Genomic DNA, 17474 nt, shown 5'->3' with positions numbered 1-17474 from the left:
GCTCGGCGCCCGCCAGCTCGGCGATGGTCGGTGCCAGTCGACCATGGCCACGATCTGCTTGCGCCGCTCCCCGACGGGGATCTCGGGACCGCGCATCACCAGCGGTACCCGGATGGACTCCTCGTAGGGCACGTTCTTGCCGACCAGCCGGTGCTCGCCGAAGAGGTAGCCGTTGTCGCTGGTGAACATGATGACGGTGTCGTCGAGCGTGCCCGCCGCCTCGAGGGAGGCGACGATGCCGGCCACGGCCTCGTCCAGCGCGGCCAGCGCGCGCAGCCGCTGCGTGAACAGTGTCTGCTGGGTGGCCGGGTCCACCAGCGGCAGCGCGTTGACGTCCTTGGGCTTGTCGCTGAGGTCCTCCTCGTTGAAGGAGCGCGCCGTCAGTGAGGGGAGGGCCACGTCGCCGAGCACGCCTGCATGCCGGTCTGCCGCGGGTGGCGGGCCGGAGCAGTCGGCCTCGGTGTTGCCCGGCAGGTGCCGTGCGGGGCGATGAAGCTGGACCACAGGAAGAAGGGCTCGCCGGAGGCGCTGAAGTCGGTGACCGGGTCGGCGGCCTGCTGGGCCACGACGTCGGTGTAGTAGTCGGCCTCGGTGAAGCGCACGAGCTGCCCGTTGTCGTACTGCAGGAACGCGCGGTAGTCGGACAGGATGCCGACGATCGGCTTCCACTGGTCCCAGCCGGGCTCGATGCCGTCGGTCTCGTCGTAGCCGTGCATGTACTTGCCGATGAAGCCCGTGCGGTAGCCCGCTGCCTGCAGCCACAGCGGCAGCGCCGTCGTCGGGCTGAAACCCTCGTGACCGCCCCACGGCGGTGAGTTCGTGCGTACGCCGTTGTTGTGGGCATACTCCCCGGTGAGGATCTGCGCCCGCGCCGGGCAGCAGTTGGGGTGCGGCGCGATCATGTTGTTGAAGGTCAGCCCGGCCCTGCCCAGCAGCTGCCGGGTCTGCGGCATCCACTTGAGCTCGAGCTTGGTCTGGTCGTCGGAGGTGATCAGCACGATGTTGGGCCGGTCGCCGACCGTGACACCTGACGTGGACGGAGGAGGCGTGGGGTCGGGGTTGTCGTCCCGGACGATGGAGCAGCCCGACAGCACCAGTCCGGCCAGCAGGAACGGGACGACGGTGAGGGCGGACAAGCGGGACACGAGCCGAACCCTAACTCTGAGGAGGTGGTGGCTCTGACATGATCGGTCGCCATGATGGCCTTCCCCGTGCACGGCTTCGTGCTGCTGGCCATGCCGAAGTGCGCGTCGACCTCGATCGAGTCCGCGCTGGCGCCCTACGCCTCGCTCGTCATCGACCGGCCGCCCAGCCGCAAGCACCTCGGCTGCGCTGGGTTCGCCAAGCGGATCGAGCCGGGCCCGGCCGCGGAGGGGCACCCGCGGTCCAGCTATGAGCTGGTGACGATGTTCCGTGACCCGATCGCCCGGCTCGAGTCGTGGTGGCGCTACCGCGCCCGGCTCGACGACGCAGTGGACAACTCCACCCACGACCCGGGCTTCGAGGAGTTCGCGAGGATGTACGTGGACGGCGACCCGACGGCCCCTGACGCCGCGCGGTCGTCCGGGACAGTTCCTCACGGTCGACGGTGTCGTCGAGGTGGACCGGGTGTTCGCCGTCGAACGCCCCCGACGTGTGGCAGGCGTGGTTCGGCCAGCGGCTCGGCGCCGACATCAGCGTCGAGCGTCGCAACGTCTCCTCGGAACGTCGTGCCGGAGCTGTCTGACACGATGCGGGCTTCGCTCGAGGACTACTTCGCGCCGGAGTACGCCGTCCACTCACGGTTGCAGGAGACCGGGCAGTGGTCCGGGGCGCAGGGCACGGCCCTCGCCGTACCCACGCGACCCGAGAAGACGAAGCACCTGCCCGCTCAGAAGTCGTAGCCGAACGCCTCGACGTCCTTCGCGTAGACCTCGCCGATGCGGTCAGCGCCGCGGGGGAGTAGTAGTCGCGGTAGGACCCGTGCGCGGTGGTGTTGCGGCGCGGGATCTCGGTGACCTCGATCCCGAGCTCGCGCTGGACGGTCGCCATGTCGGCCGCCGGGGACTCGGTGCGACCGATGAAGTCGGCGCGCTGGTCGCCGTCGACGAGGTAGTCGACCCGGGGCATCGCGAGGCGGTCGACCTCGGCGGTGCCGCGCAGGATGAACTCCTCGAAGTCGGCGTAGGCCGCGACCGTGCGCCACAGCGGATTGCCGTCGCGGGTCGAGCCCCACTGTCCGTCCTGCGGGCGCCCGGAGGCCGGGCCCCAGCGCCGGTCCCACGTCTCGATCATGGCGTACCACGACACCATCCGGGCCCACGGGTTGCGCACGAACCCGAACGACCAGTAGCCCTCGAGCTCGGGGTGCTGGGCGAGGATCCGCCGCAGCCGTGCGTGCCGTTGCTTGCCGACCGAGCGCGCGTCCGGGCACATCTCGCGCAACAGCTGCTCGACCGACGCCCCGCCCGTCTTGGGGATGTGGACGAACAGCATCCGGCGTTCGTCGGAGACCAGCACCTACTCGGCCCCGATGCGCTTCAGCAGGTGGGAGAGGTCGGGGGTCGCTCCCGCGGGAACGTCCGGTAGGAGTCCATCGCGTCGACCGATCCGCCCGGCCCGAGCAGCGTGCGGCGGAAGTGCTCGCCGGCCTCGCGGGTCATGCCGCCCCGGCCCTCGAACCACGCGACGGTGTCGGCGTCCATGATCTCGGACCAGAGGTAGGCGTAGTAGGCCGCGGAGTAGCCACCGCCGAAGATGTGGTGGAAGTACGTCGACCGGTAACGCGGCGGGACCGGCGCGTAGCCGACTCCGGCCTTGTCCGGGGCCGCGAGCTCGAACGCCTCGACGCCCTCGGGATCTGCGGGCAGGTCGGCGGCCGGGGTCTGGTACCACGCCCGGTCGAGGATCGCCGCGGCCAGCAGCTCGGCGTAGCGGTAGGTCTCCTTGCCGGCCGTCTCCATCACCCGGGCCAGCATCTCGGCCGGCAGCGGCTCGCCGGTCTCGTGGTGGCGGGCGTACGCCGCGAGCAGGCCGGGCTCACGCGCCCAGATCTCGTTGACCCGGCTGGGGAACTCGACGAAGTCGCGCGGCACCGACGTGCCGCTGCGGCTCGGGAAGCGGACGTCCGAGAGCAGGCCGTGCAGGTCGTGGCCGAACTCGTGGAAGAGCGTGATCACGTTGTCCCACGACAGCAGGCTCGGGCTGCCGGGCGCGGGCGGCGGGAAGTTGCAGGTGTTGGTCACGACCGGGGAGTCGTCGAGGAGCTGGCTCTGGTCGACGATGCTCGTCATCCGGGCGCCACCCTGCTTGGTCGAGCGGGTGTAGGGGTCGATGACGGCGACTCCCGTGTGGTCGCCGTTCGCCTCCCGGACCTCGTAGACGCGGGCGTCCGCGGTGTAGCCGACGAGGTCCTCGCGGCGGAGGAAGGTGATGCCGTAGAGCGCGGTGGCGGCGGCGAACACGCCGTGCTCCAGCACCCGGTCGAACTCGAGGTAGGGGCGGAGCGCGCCCCGGTCGAGCTCGGCCTCCTGCTGCCGCAGCCGGGCGTCGACGTACGCCCAGTCCCGGGCCTCGAGGGTGGCGCCGGGCTCGAGCTCCGCCGGTGTGCCCGGAGCTGCTCGCCGCGAGCCCGGACGATGTCGTAGGCCGCGGGGCCGAGGCGCCCGAGGATCTCGTTGACCGCGTCGGTGCTGCCGGCACAGCCGTCCTCGGCGGCGTAGGCCGCGTGGTGGGGGTAGCCCAGCAGACGCGCGCTCGTCGCGGAGCTTGGCCATCGTGAGCAGCACGCCGCGGGTGTCGTGCTCGCCCGCGACCGGGCCGCGCTCGACGCTGGCGAGGTGCACCCGCTGACGGACGTCTCGGTTGGTGAGGTCGGCGAGCACGGGCTGGCCGGTGGTGTTGGTGATGGTGAGCAGCCAGCCGTCCTTGCCGGCCTCCTCGGCGGCTTCCTTCGCCGCCGCCTTCTCGCCCTCGTCCGGGCCGTCGAGCTCGGCCTCGTCGGTGACGTGGACACCGGCGGCGTTGCGGCCGGCCACGAGCAGCTGGTCGAACCCGGTCGCCAACGTCGCCAGCTCCGTGTTGAGCTCGCGCAGTCGCGACTGCTGCTCCTCGGCCAGCGCGATGCCGCCGCGCTCGAAGTCCTTCAGGCGCTCGCTGAGGAGGTGCGCCTCCCGGGCGTCGAGGGTGACCTCGCCGGCTTCGCGGCGGTCGCGGAGGTCGGTCAGCCGTGCGTAGAGCGCGGCGTTGAGCAGGATCGCGTCCTCGTGCTGGGCCAGCCCGGGCGCGATGTCCTCCCTCGATCGCGTCGCGCTCGTCGTTGGTGTCGGCCGCCTTGGCGACCCAGAACGCGTTCATCGCACGGGGTCAGCAGGCTGCCGCTGCGCTCCCACGCCTCGAGCGTGTTGGCGACGATCGCGGGCGCCGTGTCCTTGGCGATCTCGTCCAGCTCCGGGAGGTGCGCGGCCATGCCCTGCCTCGATCGCCTCGCGGAAGTCGGCATCGGTCACGTGGGCGTAGTCGGGGAGGTCGAACGGCAGCGTCGACGGGGCCAGCAGCGAGTTGGTCATGTCGCCATCCAAGCAAACGCCTCCGACTGGCAGCCTGAACGTCCCCCGGGAACCCGCGCGGAGTGCGGCAGTTCCGGACGTGTTTCATGGAAGATGGATCGCCGAGAGCCAACGGAGGCATAGCGTTAGCCCCGTGGGATTCCTTGGGCGCGACCGCAACGATTTCAGCCGCCGTGAGCCCCGTTCAGATGCATTCCGGTCCACCCATCTGGTCAAGGTTCTCCGCGCCCAGACCTTGCCTCCTCCAGACGAGGGTTTCTTGCGCGAGTTGCCCGAAGATGTGCGCGAGCACTATCTCCGCTCCTTCGCCGCGACTACGCAGACTGTCGACCCAACCGATGTGTGGTTCGCCTACTACGACGAGACCGACGCGGCCATCTGGGCCGACTTCCTCTCGCGAAGGGTCGAACCGGCTCTACAAGCGTTCCTTGCCCAGCCGCCGGCCTACTTCGGCCACCGGCCATCGTCGCTCGAAAGCAGATGACCTGCCGTCCGCTCATCGGCAGATCCGCGCACCATCAGCGGCAGATCCGGGCGGTTATGGCTGGGAGCACTCCTCTATGTACGACCCCGCATCGAGTTCCCGCACGCTCCGCGCCACGAAAGGACCGAGCGACGCGTCCCTCGGGTCTTCATACGTCACCTCCACGCAGCCGTTGACCCGCAGCGAGGACGTGACGTCGTCCGTAGTGAAGCACTGCCCCGTTCCTTCCGGAGCAGCGACGCACGTAACTGACTTGTCGCGCTCGCTCACCTGCCCGACAAGAGTTGCAGTCGGTGTCGGTGCCACGCCACAACCCATGATGGCGGCGGTCAACACGACGCCAACCGCAACGCTCCGTCGCATGCCTACCTCCCTGAGCCGTTCCTTCATCATGCATTGTCTTGACATCACAGGTCCGCTCATCGGCATGAGCGCGCGGTTCGCGGCACGCGCGTGAGATTCCGATCCGTGCCGGGCCTTGCGCGGAGGAGTTGATCGCTCGGTGTGTCCGTGGCTGCGCGTGGGAACATCCAGCCGTGGGTGCCCGGGAGATGAGGACCGAGCGGTTGAGGTTGACCCGGCCCGTCGCGACCGACTCGGCGGGAGTGTTCGCAATTCTCGGAGACCCGCGAACCGTTGAGCACAACCCGTCCGACAGGCTCGAGGATCGGGGCGAGGCGGCTGAGCTGGTGGCCCGGTGGGTCCGCCACTGGGACGAGCACGGCTTCGGCTATTGGTGCGTCCGCGAGTCCGGTTCGAACCCCATCATCGGCTATGCCGGCGTGAAGCGGATGCTGATATACGGACGCCCAGTGTTGAACCCGGGTCTATCGCTTCGTGCCGGAGGTGTGGGGACGGGGACTCGCCACCGAGGCCGCCGCGGCCGTTGTGTCGAGGGCCTTGGACGAGATGCCGGCGGAGACGATCGTCGCGCGTGCGACCAGACAACCGCTTCAGCCAGAACGTGGCCCTGAAGGCCGGACTACAACGCGATGCGGCGATGGACTGCCGGGGGGAGGACGGCCTCGACTGGGCCTTCACGAGCCCAGAGATCCTGTAACGCCTTTCGCCGGCCTACGTCCTCCGGTGGAAGCTGACCTTGCCGTTGGACAGGCGCGTCGTCTCGTAGCGGTCGTCGTGGATCACGCGGTGGTGGCGGTGGCACAACAACCGGCCGGTGGTGGTGTCGGTGGGTCCGCCCCGGGACCACGGCAGGTCGTGATGGACATGGCACGCCGCGGGCGGCAGGTCACACCCCTCGGCGGTGCAGCCACCATCACGGTGCGCGATCGCGACCCGCTGAGCCTTGGTGTGGAACCGACGGGTGCGGCCGAGGTTGAGGACCTCCGAGGCCCCGCCGAGCACGGCCGGGATGATCCCGGCCTCGCACGCGAGCCGCCGGGCCTGTCCGGCGCTGATCCGGCCACCGGTGTCCGAGCGACGCGGCGGCCGTGCCACCCATCAGCGTGCCCGGGCCCATCGTCACCACGACGGTCGCCGACACCCCACCGCTGGTGGGAAGACGGTCCGCGGCGTAGCGCTCGATCCACTCGATGAAGGCCCACCCGAGGCGCTCGTGCAGCGGCCGCGCATCCCGTTCGGCCTTGGGGTCCGGGTCCCGGGTGGCGTTCTGGTGCTGGGGGGCGGCGATCGCCATCAGCTGCTTGCGGAGCATCTCTCCGGCGCCGGCGGTGGGCAGCGTGAACTTGCCGGTGGTGGTGCCGTTGGGATGGTCGCGCAGCGTGAGGGTGACCTTGCGGGCCGCGGCGGCCTCCTCATCAGCGAGGGCCTTCGCCTCGGCGGCCTCGCCCACCTCCGGGGCCACCGTGTCCGGGATCCGCCGCCCCGGGACCTTGAGGGCCTTGGCGTCGTGGTCCTTCGCCGGGATCAGCAGGTGATCGACCGCCGCGGGCTTCACGTCGCCGTGTTCGGCCGGGACCGCATCGACGGCCTTCACGATCACCCACGCCCGGTCCACATGCACCCCACCCGCGGCCAACGCGGCCTGCACCGGTGAATAGAGCTCCTCGGACAACCGCCGACCCAGATGGGTCAGCCGGTTCGCCTCCGGACGGGTCAGCAACGAGCGCTGCGCCCACCACTGCCCCGTGTGCCGGGCACCAATGCTGTCGCCGAGACGGCGGCGATCGGCCTCCCCGACCGCAGCCATCACCACACCCGTGGAGCGGTCCACGAGCCGGGTGGCCGCATCGACCAGCCGAGTGAGGTCCTCGTCAGTCAGGGTCGTGACCGGGATCGAGCCCACATCGTCATACGCCGTCTCCAACCGCGTCAGCACAGAGGTCAGGACCGGTGACGGCACAGCCGAGGCACCGGGTGCACGCCAATCCTCATCGATCGACATCGGCACCCCCCGGATCGGCTCGAACCAACCCCAAAGTCGAGTGACTCGGGGTCCGGGGCGCCTTGTCCGGGTGGTGGTTCGATCAGCAGTTCCCTGACGGGATGAGTCGCAGTTTGCTCACCCGCTGATCTGGTCCGCTTTGGGCCGTTTGCTAGTGCAATCGTACGCCCGTTCGAGCGCCTGGGGAAGGCCCTGACAGCAGTGTGTGGAGAAGTTCGCTGCCGGCGAACAGAGTGGTGATTGGGTGGAGCCATGCTGCCCTTTCGACAGGTCGATGTCTTCTCCGCCGAGCCGTGGCTGGGCAACCCGCTGGCCGTCATCCACGACGCCGACGGCCTCAGTGACGAGCAGATGGCGGCGATCGCCCGCTGGACGAACCTGTCCGAGACGACCTTCCTGTGTGCCCCGACGGACCCGACAGCCGACTACCGCGTGCGCATCTGGACCACGAGTGGAGAGCTGCCCTTCGCCGGTCACCCCACGATCGGCAGCGCACACGCATGGCTGGAAGCCGGCGGCACCCCTCGCGATGACGTGATCGTGCAGGAGTGCGGATTCGGGCTCGTCCGGGTCCGGCGAGAGCCGCGCCTCGGCTTCGTCGCGCCGCCGCTGCGCCGCTCGGGTGAGGTGGAGCCCGAGCTGCGCGCGCGCATCGTGAGGGCGCTCGCCGTCGACGAGTCCGCGGTCCTTGGCATGGCGTGGGCCGACAACGGGCCGGGTTGGGTGGGCGTCGACCTCGGGTCGGCCGCTGCGGTCGTCGGCGTGGTTCCCGACATCGCGGCTTTCACCGATCTGAAGGTGGCGATCGTCGGTCGGTGGGACGACGCGGTCGCGGCCGAACTCGGGGCCGACGTCGAGGTGCGCGCCTTCTATGCCGACGGCCGCGACTTCGGCGAGGATCCGGTCACGGGCAGCGCCAACGCCGCGGTCGCTCAGTGGCTCATCGGAAGTGGCGTCCTGCCCGACAACTATGTCGCGCGGCAGGGGTCGGTCATCGGTCGCAACGGTCGCGTCCACATCGAGTCCGCACCGACCGGGGTCTGGGTCTCCGGCGACGCAGTGACGCGGATCAACGGCAGCATCCGCGTCACTGACGCCGTCGACGCTCAGCCAGCGGGTTGCAGCTGAGTGGTGTGCAGCACGACACCGTCGATGTCGCGCAGGTTGACGCTCATCACCCGCGAGCTCGCGTCGATGGTGACTTCGCCGAAGTACTGGTAGCCGAAGGCGGGGTTGGCGGGGACGTCTCCGGGATGTGTTCCTCGAGTGCACCCACCACTGGCGACGGGCTGATGACACCTCGAACAACGACCGGGAAAGTTCGGGCCGCTTGCCGGCGCCTAGGCTCACCCCGTGAGCGGCACCCCCGGTAGCGAAGGACCCGGCCGGCGGCCACGGTCACCGCACCCTCTTCGAGTCCCTTGACCTGACGGTCGCGCCCGGCGACGTGGTCGGCGTCGTCGGCGCGAACGGCGCGGGCAAGTCCACGCTGCTGCGACTGCTCGCGGGGGAGTCGACGCCGATGGCCGGCACCGTGTCCACCGCGCCGTCCGACGCGTTCGTCGGATGGCTGCCCCCGGGAGCACGAGCGGATCGCGGGGAGACCGTGGCGGGCTACCCGGGTCGCCGTACAGGTGCGGCGGACGCCACCGAGGCGATGGAGCGCACTGCCGCAGCCCTCGAGTCGGACGACCCCTGACGCAGGGGACGCGTATGCGCAAGCCCTCGACCACTGGCTCGCCACCGGCGCGCCGGACCTCGAGGACCGCGCGCCCGCCACGCTGGCCGAGCTGGGCCTCAAGATCGGCCTCGACACGGAGATGACCTCCCTCTCCGGTGGCCGGGCCGCCCGCGTCGCCCTCGCCGCGCTGCTGCTCAGCCGCTTCGACATCGTGCTGCTCGACGAGCCGACCAACGACCTCGACCTCGACGGGCTCGAGCGGCTCGAGTCGTTCGTGCGCGGCCTCCGCGCGGGCGTCGTGCTCGTCTCGCACGACCGCGAGTTTCTCGCGCGCTGCGTCACCCGCATCGTCGAGCTCGACCTCGCCCAGCACCCGGGTCGCCGTCTACGACGGCGGATATGACGCCTTCCCCGGAGGAGCGAGCCGTCGCCCGGCGGCACGCCCGAGAGGCCTATGACGAGTTCGCCGACAAGAAGGCCGACCTCGTGTCGCGGGCGCGGGTCCAGCGCGAGTGGAGCTCGCAGGGCGTGCGCAACGCGATGAAGAAGTCGCCCGACAACGACAAGATCCGGCGCAAGGCGCAGACCGAGTCGTCGGAGAAGCAGGGGCAGAAGGTGCGCCAGATGGAGTCGCGGATCGCGCGCCTCGAGGAGGTCGAAGAGCCCCGCAAGGAGTGGGTGCTCCAGTTCGACATCGCCGCGGCTCCGCGGGGCTCGAGCGTCGTCGCCACCCTCGACGGTGCCACCAAGCGCTCGGGCGACTTCGTGCTCGGACCCGTCTCCCTCCGGGTCACCGCCGGGGACCGGGTCGCGATCACCGGGCCCAACGGGGGCCGGCAAGACGACGCTGCTGCGGCTCGTCCTCGGGCACACCGAGCCAGACGAGGGGCGTGCGTCGAGAGGTGCCAGTGTCGCCATCGGCGAGATCGACTGAGCCCGGACGTCGCTCGCTGAGGACCCGGCGCTCGGTGACGCGTTCGAGCTCGCCGTACCCGCCATGACGGCCGCGGAGGTGCGGACGCTGCTGGCCAAGTTCGGGCTCAAGGCCGATCAGGTCGCGAGCCTCGTCGAGCGACTCTCTCCCGGCGAGCGCACCCGCGCCGCGATGGCGCTCCTGCAGGCCCGCGGCGTCAACCTGCTCGTCCTCGACGAACCCACCAACCACCTCGACCTGCCCGCCATCGAGCAGCTGGAGCAGGCCCTCGAGTCGTACGCCGGAACGCTGCTGCTCGTCTCGCACGACCGTCGGCTCCTCGCCAACGTGAGGCTCGACCAGCGCTGGCAGGTCGACGAAGGAAAGGTGGTCGTCGGATGATCGAGATCTTGAACCCGGCCCGGGTGGCCCCGGCGCGGGAGTCGGGTGCGCTCGTCGCCGACATCCTGCAGACGATGAGGGACCGCGCGAAGGTCGGCACCAACCTCCCGGACATCGATGGCTGGACCAAGGCGATGATCGTCAAGGCCGGCGCACAGTCCTGCTACGTCGACTACGAGCCGTCCTTCGGCCGGGGACCGTTCGGCCACTACATCTGCACGTCCGTCAACGACGCGGTGCTCCACGGTCTGCCCCACGACTACGCGCTGGCCGACGGCGACCTGCTGACCCTCGACCTCGCCGTGCTCAAGGACGGCATCGCGGCCGACTCGGCCATCAGCTTCGTCGTCGGCGACAGCAGTTCGCCGGAGAGCGTCGCGATGATCGAGGCCACCGAACGAGCGCTCGCAGCCGGCATCGCGGCCGCTGGACCCGGATCCCGGATCGGCGACCTGTCCCACGCGATCGGCACCGTGCTCGCGGAGGCGGGCTATCCGATCAACACCGAGTTCGGCGGTCACGGCATCGGCTCGACGATGCACCGGGAACCTCACATCTCGAACGCCGGACGGCCCGGCCGCGGCTACAAGCTGCGCCCTGGGGCTCCTGCTGGCCCTCGAACCCCGGGTGATGGTCGACACCGACCAGCTCGTGACCGACGACGACGGGTGGACGCTGCGCAGCGTGACCGGCTGCCGCACGGCCCACAGCGAGCACACGATCGCGATCACCGACGACGGCGCGGGAGATCCTGACGCTGCCCAAGTAGGGCCGATGCAGGCCGAGCAAGCGCCTCACCCGGATTGGGGAAGACGGTGCGATCCCGGCCGGTCGCCGCCACGTCGGCCCTAGCCTCGCCGCGATGGACTCCGTCAAGCCCGCGATCCTGACCGTCGACGACGATCCGGGAGTGTCGGCTGCCATCAGCCGCGACCTGCGTGGCAGGTATGGCAAGGACTTCCGGATCGTGCGCGCGACCTCCGGGGGCGGAGGCACTCGACCTGCTCGAGCGGCTGAGCCTGCGCAACCAGCCGGTGGCGTTGATCGCCGCCGACCAGCGGATGCCGATGATGACGGGCATCGAGATGCTGGCCGGCGCCCGTGTGCACGCCGCCAGTGCGAAGTTCCTGTTGCTCACCGCCTATGCCGACACCGAGGTGGCCATCCGGGCGATCAACGACATCGGCCTCGACTACTACCTCCTCAAGCCCCGGGACCCGCCCGAGGACCGGCTCTATCCCGTCATCGACGACCTGCTCGCGGACTGGCGTGCCGAGAACCCGGAGAGCACCGTCGCGGTCCGGGTCGTCGGCCACCGGTGGTCCGAGGGTGCACACGAGCTCCGGCAGTTCCTCACCCGCAACCACGTGCCCTACAAGTGGCTCGATGTCGAGGTCGACCCTGAGGGCGAGCGGCTGCGCAGCGCTGCGGGCGTGGACCCGAGCGACCTGCCGCTCGTGCTCGTCCCGGACAGCGATCCGCTGGTCAGCCCACACCCCTTGGACGTGGCCCGAGCCCTCGGGCTGCGCACCACCGCGCAGCAGCAGGTCTATGACGTCTGCATCGTCGGGGCCGGGCCCGCCGGGCTCGCCGCCGCGGTGTACGCCGCATCCGAGGGCCTCAGCACCGTGATCGTCGAGCGGGAGGCCGCGGGTGGGCAGGCCGGGCAGAGCGCGGCAATCGAGAACTACCTCGGCTTCCCGCGTGGCCTCAGCGGTGCCGACCTCACCCACCGCGCACTCGCACAGGTGACCCGCTTCGGTGCCGAGCTGGTGCTGGCGCGCGAGGTCACGGGGCTGGAGACGCGTGGACCGGCGCGGGCGGTGCTCTACGAGGAGGCCGGCGAGACGGCCGCCATCGAGGCCCGCTCGGTCATCGTCGCCACGGGAGTGTCCTACCGGCGGCTGGCCGCGGACGGCGTCGACGCCCTGACCGGACGCGGGGTCTACTACGGCGCGGACGCGACCGAGGCCGCGCAGTGCAACGGCGACGACGTCTACCTCGTGGGCGCCGCGAACTCCGCGGGCCGGGCTGCACTCAACCTCGCGAAGCACGCCAAGCGCGTCGTCCTGCTGGTGCGCGGGCCCTCGATCGAGGCCACCATGTCGCAGTACCTCGTCGACCGGATCACGTCCGCCCCGACCATCGAGGTCCGCACGTCCAGCGAGGTGGCGGCGGTCGGCGGCGCCGGGCACCTCGAGTGCCTCACCATCGCCGACCGCATCACCGGTGCCGTCGAGGTCGTGTACGCCAGCTGGCTCTTCGTCTTCATCGGCGCCGAACCTCGCACGGACTGGCTGGGGGAGGCGGTCCGTCGGGACGGCCACGGCTTCGTCGTCACCGGGCCGGACGTGCGCGAGGGCTGGCCGCTCGAGCGGGCGCCGTACTCCCTCGAGACCAGCGTGCCGGGGGGTCTTCGCCGCCGGTGACGTGCGACTGGACTCGATGAAGCGGGTGGCGTCAGCGGTCGGGGAGGGCGCGATGACGATCTACCACGTGCACCGCTACCTCGTGACGATCTGATGCGCCGCGACGACCTGCGGCCGATCGCGCTGTTCGACGGCCTCGACGACGCCCAGCTCGACGAGCTGCTCGCGGCCGGTGAGGACGTCGCGATCGTCGACGGCGTCGAGCTGTTCCGCGAGGGAGAGCACGCGGACTTCTGGTGGGTGCTGGTCGACGGCGCGATCGAGCTGGTGCGCCACGTCGGCCGTGAGGACGTCGTGGTCGGGCGGATGGCGAAGGCCGGGCTGTGGGCGGGCGGCTTCCGGGCCCGGGACGAGCAGGGCGTCTACCTCGCGACCGCCCGCGGGGTGGAGCCGGGCCGGATGTTCCGCCTGCCGTCAGCGTCCCTGCGGGCGCTGCTGGACGAGTGGTTCCCGTTCGGCGTCCACATCGTCAACGGCATCTTCGGTACGGCGCGGCGGATCGAGGCGACGGCCCGCCAGCGCGACTCCCCCGGTGACCCCGGGCCGGCTCGCGGCCGGACTCGCGCACGAGCTGAACAACCCCGCCGCCGCGGCCGTGCGCGCCGTGTCCGCCCTCGAGACGGACAGCACCTCGCTGTTGACGTCGCTGGGCGAGCTCGCCCAGCAGCGGATCTCGGCCGAGCAGTTCGCCAGCCTCGACGAGCTGCGACGCGAGCTGGGCGAGCGGCCGCGATCCCTCGACGCACTGCAGCTAGCCGACGCCGAGGAACGCCTCGACGGCTGGCTGGAGAGCCGCGGTGTCGAGCGCGGGTGGGAGATCGCGCCCGCCCCGGCCGCCGCGGCGGCCGACATCGAGTGGTGCGAGCGCACCGACGCCCTGCTCGGACCCGCCGTGTCGGCCGGGCTCGGCTGGGTGGCCGCGACGACCTCGCTGTCCACCACGCTGGGTGAGATCCGCGAGTCGACCCGGCGCGTCTCCGAGCTGGTCACGGCGGTCAGGTCCTACTCGCAGATGGATCGCGGATCGCGCCAGCCGACCACGGTCACTGAAGGAATCGACAGCACCCCTGGTGATGCTGGGGCACAAGGTGCCCGACGGAGTGGAGGTCGTGCGGGCGTACGACCCGGACCTGCCGGTGGTGGACGCCTTCCCCGGAGAGCTCAACCGGGTGTGGACCAACCTGATCGACAACGCCCTCGACGCGATGGGGGACACCGGAGTCCTACGCGTGGTGACCCGGCTCGACGAGGACCGGGTGGTCATCGAGGTGTGCGACACCGGTCCGGGGCTGAGCGACGAGGTCGCCGCACGCGCCTTCGAGGCGTTCTTCACGACCAAGGACGTGGGTCGGGGCACCGGCCTCGGGCTCGACATCGCCCGCCGGATCGTGGTGGAGCGGCACGGCGGGGAGATCCTGATCCACTCCGAGCCCGGCCACACCGTCTTCGAGGTGCGGATCCCGATCTCGCACACGGACTGACCGGAGGGGTCAGCCGAGCCAGTCGGCGTAGAAGATCCCCGGGCCCGACACCACGAACAGGCCGGCGATGATCCAGAAGCGGATGACAACGGTGACCTCGTCCCATCCCGGGTGTTCGAAGTGGTGGTGGATGGGGGCGATCCGGAAGATGCGGCGTCCGGTGCCGGTGATCCGCCCGGTGAGCTTGAAGTAGCTCATCTGCAGGATCACCGACATCGTCTCGAGGACGAACAGTCCGGCGATGACGGCCATCAGGATCTCGGTCCTGGACATGATGGCCAGACCGGCCAGCGCGCCGCCGATGGCGAGGGAGCCGACGTCGCCCATGATGATCCGCGCCGGCTTGGCGTTCCACCACAGGAAGCCGACACAGGCCGTGGCGATGGCGGCTGCGAACACCGCGAGGTCGAGGGGGTCGCGCGCCTCGTAGCACTGCGACTCGAGCACGGAGGGCCGTAGGGACCCGCAGCGGTGGTTGTTCTGCCAGAAGTTCACGACCGTGTAGGCGCCGAAGATCATCGCCGACGTGCCGGCCAGCAGGCCGTCGGCGCCGTCAGCCGAGGTTGGCTCCGTTGGAGGTCGCGGTCACGATGAACCAGATCACGAGCAGGACCACCACCGGGGGCAGCTTGATCCCCCAGTCGTGGGTGAGGGAGATGTGCTGCGACGCGGGCCTGACCCCTCGTTCGTCGGCGAAGAACTGCGTGGCCGGGAGGCCGAAGGCCGGGGCGACGACCGTCTGCCCGGCCATCTTGGCGCGGCTGGTGAGTCCCCCTGGTTGTGCTGGGCGTAGACCTTGATGAAGTCGTCGAGGAACCCCACGATCCCGCAGCCGAGGAAGAGCAGGAGCAGCAGCCGGGCGCTGGCACTGGGGCGTCCACCGGTCAGCAGCGTGGCCGCCGGGTAGGCCGCCGTGGCGCTCGCCGAGATCACCAGCCCGCCCATGGTCGGGACGCCCTGCTTGACGTGGTGTGTCGTGGGGCCGTCGTCCCTGATCGGCTGGCCGAAGCCGTGCTCGGTGAACCAGCGGATGGCGAGGCGGGTCCCGAGCAGCGAGAAGACCACCGCGAGCCCGCTGCTGATCAGGATTGCCCGCATCTGGTTGAACCTCTCAGCCGCCCGGGTGTGTCGATCGCCGCGGCCACGAGGGGGATCCGCCGAGTCAGAGCCGCTGGATGATGGTCGCAGAGGCTTGCGCGCCACCGGCGCACATCGAGACCAACGCGGTCGACGCGTCGCGGCGCTCCAGCTCGTGCAAGGCAGTCGTGAGCAGCCGCGTCCCGGTCGAGCCGACGGGGTGGCCGAGGGCGATGGCGCCGCCGTTGACGTTGATCTTCTCCGGGGGTACGGCGTGCACGTGGGCCCACGACATCACGACCCCCGCGAAGGCTTCGTTGACCTCGCAGATGTCGATGTCGCCGATGCCCATGCCGGAGTCCGCGAGCACGCGTTCCGTGGCCCTGGACCGGCCCGTCGAGGTGGTAGTAGGGATCGGCCCCGACGAGGCAGGACGCCACGATCCGCGCCCGGGGCGTCAGGGCCCAGCGACTCCGCGAGGGAGGAGTCCATCAGCAGCAGCGCCGACGAGCCGTCGGAGATCTGCGACGACGTGCCCGCCGTGTGGATGCCGCCCTCGAGCACCGGCTTGAGGGCGGCCGGGGCGTCGAGCGAGGTGTCCTGCACGCCCCGGTCGGTGTCGACCGTCGTGGTCTCGCCGACACTGCCGTCCTCGAGCAGCGTGGGCGCCGACACCGCGAAGGTCTCCCGCTTGAACCGGCCCTCGTCCCGGGGCGACTCGCGCCTTCTGCTGGGACCAGAGACCGAACTCGTCGACGGCCGCGCGCGAGAACCCACGGTCCCGCACGATCCGGTCGGCGCCCTCGAACTGGTTGGGCAGGTCGATGTCCCACGACGGCGGTCGTGGGTCACCGGTCCCGGGCGGCACGTTGGCGCCGAGCCCGATGCGCGACATCGACTCGACACCGCAGGCGATGCCGGCCGTGATGGCGCCCCCCGCGATCATCGCGTTGATCAGGTGGGTCGCCTGCTGGGCGCTCGAGCACTGGGCGTCGATCACGGTGGAAGCCACGTCGTTGGGCAGTCCAGCGTGCATCCGGGCGCGGCGCACCATGTTGTTGGACTGCTCGCCCGCCTGCGTCACGCAGCCGCCGATGACCCGGCCGACGAGAGCAGGATCGACCCCGGAGCGGCGAACGACCTCGGTCATGGAGGCGCCCAGCAGCTCGGCCGCATGGAGGCCGGCCAGCCAGCCTCGGCGCTTGCCCAGCGGCGTACGGACGGCTTCGACGATCACAGGGGTGCCCATGTGCCAAAACTAGAACACGTTCTTGTTATTCGACAAGCCTCGTGGGAGTCTGTCTCACGTGACTGCACAGCTCGAGAACCTGCCTGAGGGCTTCGACCCCACCGACCCGGCCATCAACGAGATCGGCGTCCCGCACGCGGAGTTCCTCGCGCTGCGCAAGCACGCACCGGTCTTCTGGGTCGAGCAGCCGCCGGAGGCGCGGGCCGGCATGGAGGGCGGCACCGGCTACTGGGCGATCAGTCGTCACGAGGACGTCTCGCTGGTGTCGAAGTCCAAGGACTTCGTGACGAGCGAGAACACCGCGATCATCCGGCTCAACTCCGAGATCACCCGCGAGGAGGTCGAGCTCCAGCGAGTCATGCTGATCAACCGGGACCCGCCGGACCACACCAAGAGCCGCCAGATCATCAGCCGTGGCTTCACGCCGCGCGCGATCGGTGCCCTGCACGGCACGCTGCAGGAGTGGGCCGAGAAGATCGTCGACGACGCGATCGCGAAGGGCTCGGGCGACTTCGTCGAGGACGTCGCCGCCGAGCTGCCGCTGCAGGCGATCGCCGAGCTCCTCGGTGTGCCGCAGGACGACCGCCGCAAGCTCTTCGACTGGTCCAACCAGATGCTCGCCTATGACGACCCCGACTACGACGTCGACCCGGCCGTCGCCGCTGCCGAGATCCCGGGCTGCGCGATGGGCATGGCCGAGGACCGCCGCGCCAACCCCGCGCGACGACATCATCACCAAGCTCGTCACCGCCGACATCGACGGCCACGGACACCTCGGTGACGACGAGTTCGGCTACTTCGTGATCCTGCTCGCGGTCGCCGGCAACGAGACGACTCGCAACGCGA

Annotated in this window: 20 protein-coding genes and 5 pseudogenes; 14 read left to right on the top strand and 11 right to left on the bottom strand. The window is 70.4% G+C overall.

Annotated elements, in window-relative coordinates:
• Positions 1-45 precede the first annotated feature (45 nt).
• Positions 46-315: pseudogene (locus LP418_RS31805) on the bottom strand (sulfatase-like hydrolase/transferase); the annotation flags it as partial.
• Between the two features lie 65 nt (positions 316-380).
• Positions 381-1145 carry a sulfatase-like hydrolase/transferase gene (locus LP418_RS27405; protein ID WP_257954422.1) on the bottom strand — a complete coding sequence of 255 codons (765 nt, stop codon included), beginning with the start codon at positions 1143-1145 and terminating at the stop codon, positions 381-383.
• 51 nt (positions 1146-1196) lie between these two features.
• On the opposite strand from LP418_RS27405, the gene LP418_RS27400 reads away from it, so the two are divergent.
• A complete protein-coding gene (locus LP418_RS27400; RefSeq protein WP_257954421.1) occupies positions 1197-1883 on the top strand; it encodes a sulfotransferase family protein in 687 nt (228 codons plus the stop codon).
• Between the two features lie 142 nt (positions 1884-2025).
• Here the strand turns inward: LP418_RS27400 and LP418_RS34840 are convergent.
• From LP418_RS34840 to LP418_RS27385, 3 genes and pseudogenes are all read right to left on the bottom strand, one after another.
• A pseudogene (locus tag LP418_RS34840) lies at positions 2026-2475 on the bottom strand (sulfotransferase family 2 domain-containing protein); the annotation flags it as partial.
• A gap of 44 nt (positions 2476-2519) precedes the next feature.
• Positions 2520-4043, bottom strand: a complete 1524-nt coding sequence (locus tag LP418_RS27390; RefSeq protein ID WP_257954419.1) for a M3 family metallopeptidase — start codon at positions 4041-4043, stop codon at positions 2520-2522.
• A gap of 288 nt (positions 4044-4331) precedes the next feature.
• Positions 4332-4547 (bottom strand): hypothetical protein, encoded by a 216-nt coding sequence (locus tag LP418_RS27385; protein ID WP_257954418.1) that lies wholly within the window; start codon positions 4545-4547, stop codon positions 4332-4334.
• Positions 4548-4806: 259 nt separating this feature from the next.
• Here LP418_RS27385 and LP418_RS27380 point away from each other — a divergent pair, with 259 nt between their 5' ends.
• The 3 genes from LP418_RS27380 (at position 4807) to LP418_RS27375 (ending at position 6091) form a co-directional block, all read left to right on the top strand.
• Positions 4807-5031, top strand: a complete 225-nt coding sequence (locus LP418_RS27380; RefSeq protein WP_257954417.1) for a hypothetical protein — start codon at positions 4807-4809, stop codon at positions 5029-5031.
• Positions 5032-5582: 551 nt separating this feature from the next.
• Positions 5583-6005, top strand: a complete 423-nt coding sequence (locus tag LP418_RS34835) for a GNAT family N-acetyltransferase (RefSeq protein WP_442940335.1) — start codon at positions 5583-5585, stop codon at positions 6003-6005.
• The gene (locus tag LP418_RS27375; RefSeq protein ID WP_257954416.1) at positions 5966-6091 is read left to right on the top strand and encodes a hypothetical protein; all 126 of its coding nucleotides are present in this window, start codon (positions 5966-5968) and stop codon (positions 6089-6091) included. Before LP418_RS34835 ends, LP418_RS27375 begins: the two co-directional genes overlap by 40 nt.
• A 14-nt stretch (positions 6092-6105) precedes the next feature.
• On the opposite strand, the gene LP418_RS34830 is transcribed toward LP418_RS27375, so the two are convergent.
• Both LP418_RS34830 and LP418_RS27370 read right to left on the bottom strand, forming a co-directional pair.
• Positions 6106-6405, bottom strand: coding sequence for an HNH endonuclease signature motif containing protein (locus LP418_RS34830; RefSeq protein WP_442940334.1), 300 nt, complete (start codon positions 6403-6405; stop codon positions 6106-6108).
• Positions 6308-7330 carry a 13E12 repeat family protein gene (locus LP418_RS27370; protein WP_257954415.1) on the bottom strand — a complete coding sequence of 341 codons (1023 nt, stop codon included), beginning with the start codon at positions 7328-7330 and terminating at the stop codon, positions 6308-6310. The genes LP418_RS34830 and LP418_RS27370 overlap by 98 nt, the downstream gene beginning before the upstream one ends.
• Before the next feature lie 318 nt (positions 7331-7648).
• Here LP418_RS27370 and LP418_RS27365 point away from each other — a divergent pair, with 318 nt between their 5' ends.
• From LP418_RS27365 to LP418_RS27325, 9 genes are all read left to right on the top strand, one after another.
• Complete coding sequence (locus LP418_RS27365; RefSeq protein ID WP_257954414.1) at positions 7649-8524, top strand: PhzF family phenazine biosynthesis protein; 876 nt, start codon at positions 7649-7651, stop codon at positions 8522-8524.
• Positions 8525-8843: 319 nt separating this feature from the next.
• Positions 8844-9095 carry an ATP-binding cassette domain-containing protein gene (locus tag LP418_RS30010; protein ID WP_272496295.1) on the top strand — a complete coding sequence of 84 codons (252 nt, stop codon included), beginning with the start codon at positions 8844-8846 and terminating at the stop codon, positions 9093-9095.
• Complete coding sequence (locus LP418_RS27355) at positions 9031-9480, top strand: ATP-binding cassette domain-containing protein (protein ID WP_272496294.1); 450 nt, start codon at positions 9031-9033, stop codon at positions 9478-9480. The genes LP418_RS30010 and LP418_RS27355 overlap by 65 nt, the downstream gene beginning before the upstream one ends.
• Positions 9477-10031: a hypothetical protein gene (locus LP418_RS27350; RefSeq protein ID WP_257954413.1), complete on the top strand. Its 555-nt coding sequence runs from the start codon at positions 9477-9479 to the stop codon at positions 10029-10031. The genes LP418_RS27355 and LP418_RS27350 overlap by 4 nt, the downstream gene beginning before the upstream one ends.
• A gap of 43 nt (positions 10032-10074) precedes the next feature.
• Entirely contained in the window at positions 10075-10392 is a 318-nt protein-coding gene (locus LP418_RS27345; protein WP_257954412.1) for an ATP-binding cassette domain-containing protein, read from the top strand.
• Positions 10389-11147: a M24 family metallopeptidase gene (locus tag LP418_RS27340; protein WP_336275842.1), complete on the top strand. Its 759-nt coding sequence runs from the start codon at positions 10389-10391 to the stop codon at positions 11145-11147. Before LP418_RS27345 ends, LP418_RS27340 begins: the two co-directional genes overlap by 4 nt.
• Positions 11148-11339: 192 nt before the next feature.
• On the top strand, positions 11340-12821 hold the full coding sequence (locus tag LP418_RS27335; protein ID WP_257954411.1) for an FAD-dependent oxidoreductase: 1482 nt from the start codon (positions 11340-11342) through the stop codon (positions 12819-12821).
• A gap of 93 nt (positions 12822-12914) precedes the next feature.
• The gene (locus tag LP418_RS27330; RefSeq protein ID WP_257954410.1) at positions 12915-13772 is read left to right on the top strand and encodes a cyclic nucleotide-binding domain-containing protein; all 858 of its coding nucleotides are present in this window, start codon (positions 12915-12917) and stop codon (positions 13770-13772) included.
• A 122-nt stretch (positions 13773-13894) separates the two neighbouring features.
• Complete coding sequence (locus tag LP418_RS27325; RefSeq protein WP_257954409.1) at positions 13895-14302, top strand: sensor histidine kinase; 408 nt, start codon at positions 13895-13897, stop codon at positions 14300-14302.
• Between the two features lie 9 nt (positions 14303-14311).
• Here the strand turns inward: LP418_RS27325 and mraY are convergent.
• The 4 genes and pseudogenes from mraY to LP418_RS27300 form a co-directional block, all read right to left on the bottom strand.
• A pseudogene (mraY, locus tag LP418_RS31800) lies at positions 14312-15400 on the bottom strand (phospho-N-acetylmuramoyl-pentapeptide-transferase).
• A 64-nt stretch (positions 15401-15464) separates the two neighbouring features.
• Positions 15465-15794 (bottom strand): hypothetical protein, encoded by a 330-nt coding sequence (locus LP418_RS27310; RefSeq protein ID WP_257957211.1) that lies wholly within the window; start codon positions 15792-15794, stop codon positions 15465-15467.
• A gap of 128 nt (positions 15795-15922) precedes the next feature.
• Positions 15923-16054, bottom strand: a pseudogene (locus tag LP418_RS27305) (steroid 3-ketoacyl-CoA thiolase); the annotation flags it as partial.
• Between the two features lie 49 nt (positions 16055-16103).
• Positions 16104-16628 (bottom strand): annotated as a pseudogene (locus tag LP418_RS27300) (steroid 3-ketoacyl-CoA thiolase); the annotation flags it as partial.
• A gap of 58 nt (positions 16629-16686) precedes the next feature.
• On the opposite strand from LP418_RS27300, the gene LP418_RS30005 reads away from it, so the two are divergent.
• Positions 16687-17409 carry a hypothetical protein gene (locus LP418_RS30005; protein ID WP_272496293.1) on the top strand — a complete coding sequence of 241 codons (723 nt, stop codon included), beginning with the start codon at positions 16687-16689 and terminating at the stop codon, positions 17407-17409.
• The last annotated feature ends 65 nt before the right edge of the window (positions 17410-17474 follow it).

The organism is Nocardioides sp. B-3 (genome assembly GCF_024703895.1).
Taxonomy (GTDB): domain Bacteria; phylum Actinomycetota; class Actinomycetes; order Propionibacteriales; family Nocardioidaceae; genus Nocardioides.
The sequence above is the reverse complement of the archived record's forward strand: the minus strand, read 5'-3'. Positions and strand labels throughout refer to the sequence as shown.

Coding starts and splice junctions, on each gene's coding strand:
- LP418_RS27340 (WP_336275842.1), top strand. CDS start 10,389: ATGATCGAGATCTTGAACCCGGCCCGGGTGGCCCCGGCGCGGGAGTCG.
- LP418_RS27400 (WP_257954421.1), top strand. CDS start 1,197: ATGATGGCCTTCCCCGTGCACGGCTTCGTGCTGCTGGCCATGCCGAAG.
- LP418_RS27365 (WP_257954414.1), top strand. CDS start 7,649: ATGCTGCCCTTTCGACAGGTCGATGTCTTCTCCGCCGAGCCGTGGCTG.
- LP418_RS34835 (WP_442940335.1), top strand. CDS start 5,583: ATGAGGACCGAGCGGTTGAGGTTGACCCGGCCCGTCGCGACCGACTCG.
- LP418_RS27330 (WP_257954410.1), top strand. CDS start 12,915: ATGCGCCGCGACGACCTGCGGCCGATCGCGCTGTTCGACGGCCTCGAC.
- LP418_RS27335 (WP_257954411.1), top strand. CDS start 11,340: ATGGCAAGGACTTCCGGATCGTGCGCGCGACCTCCGGGGGCGGAGGCA.
- LP418_RS27385 (WP_257954418.1), bottom strand. CDS start 4,547: ATGACCAACTCGCTGCTGGCCCCGTCGACGCTGCCGTTCGACCTCCCC.
- LP418_RS27345 (WP_257954412.1), top strand. CDS start 10,075: ATGACGGCCGCGGAGGTGCGGACGCTGCTGGCCAAGTTCGGGCTCAAG.
- LP418_RS27325 (WP_257954409.1), top strand. CDS start 13,895: ATGCTGGGGCACAAGGTGCCCGACGGAGTGGAGGTCGTGCGGGCGTAC.
- LP418_RS27350 (WP_257954413.1), top strand. CDS start 9,477: ATGACGCCTTCCCCGGAGGAGCGAGCCGTCGCCCGGCGGCACGCCCGA.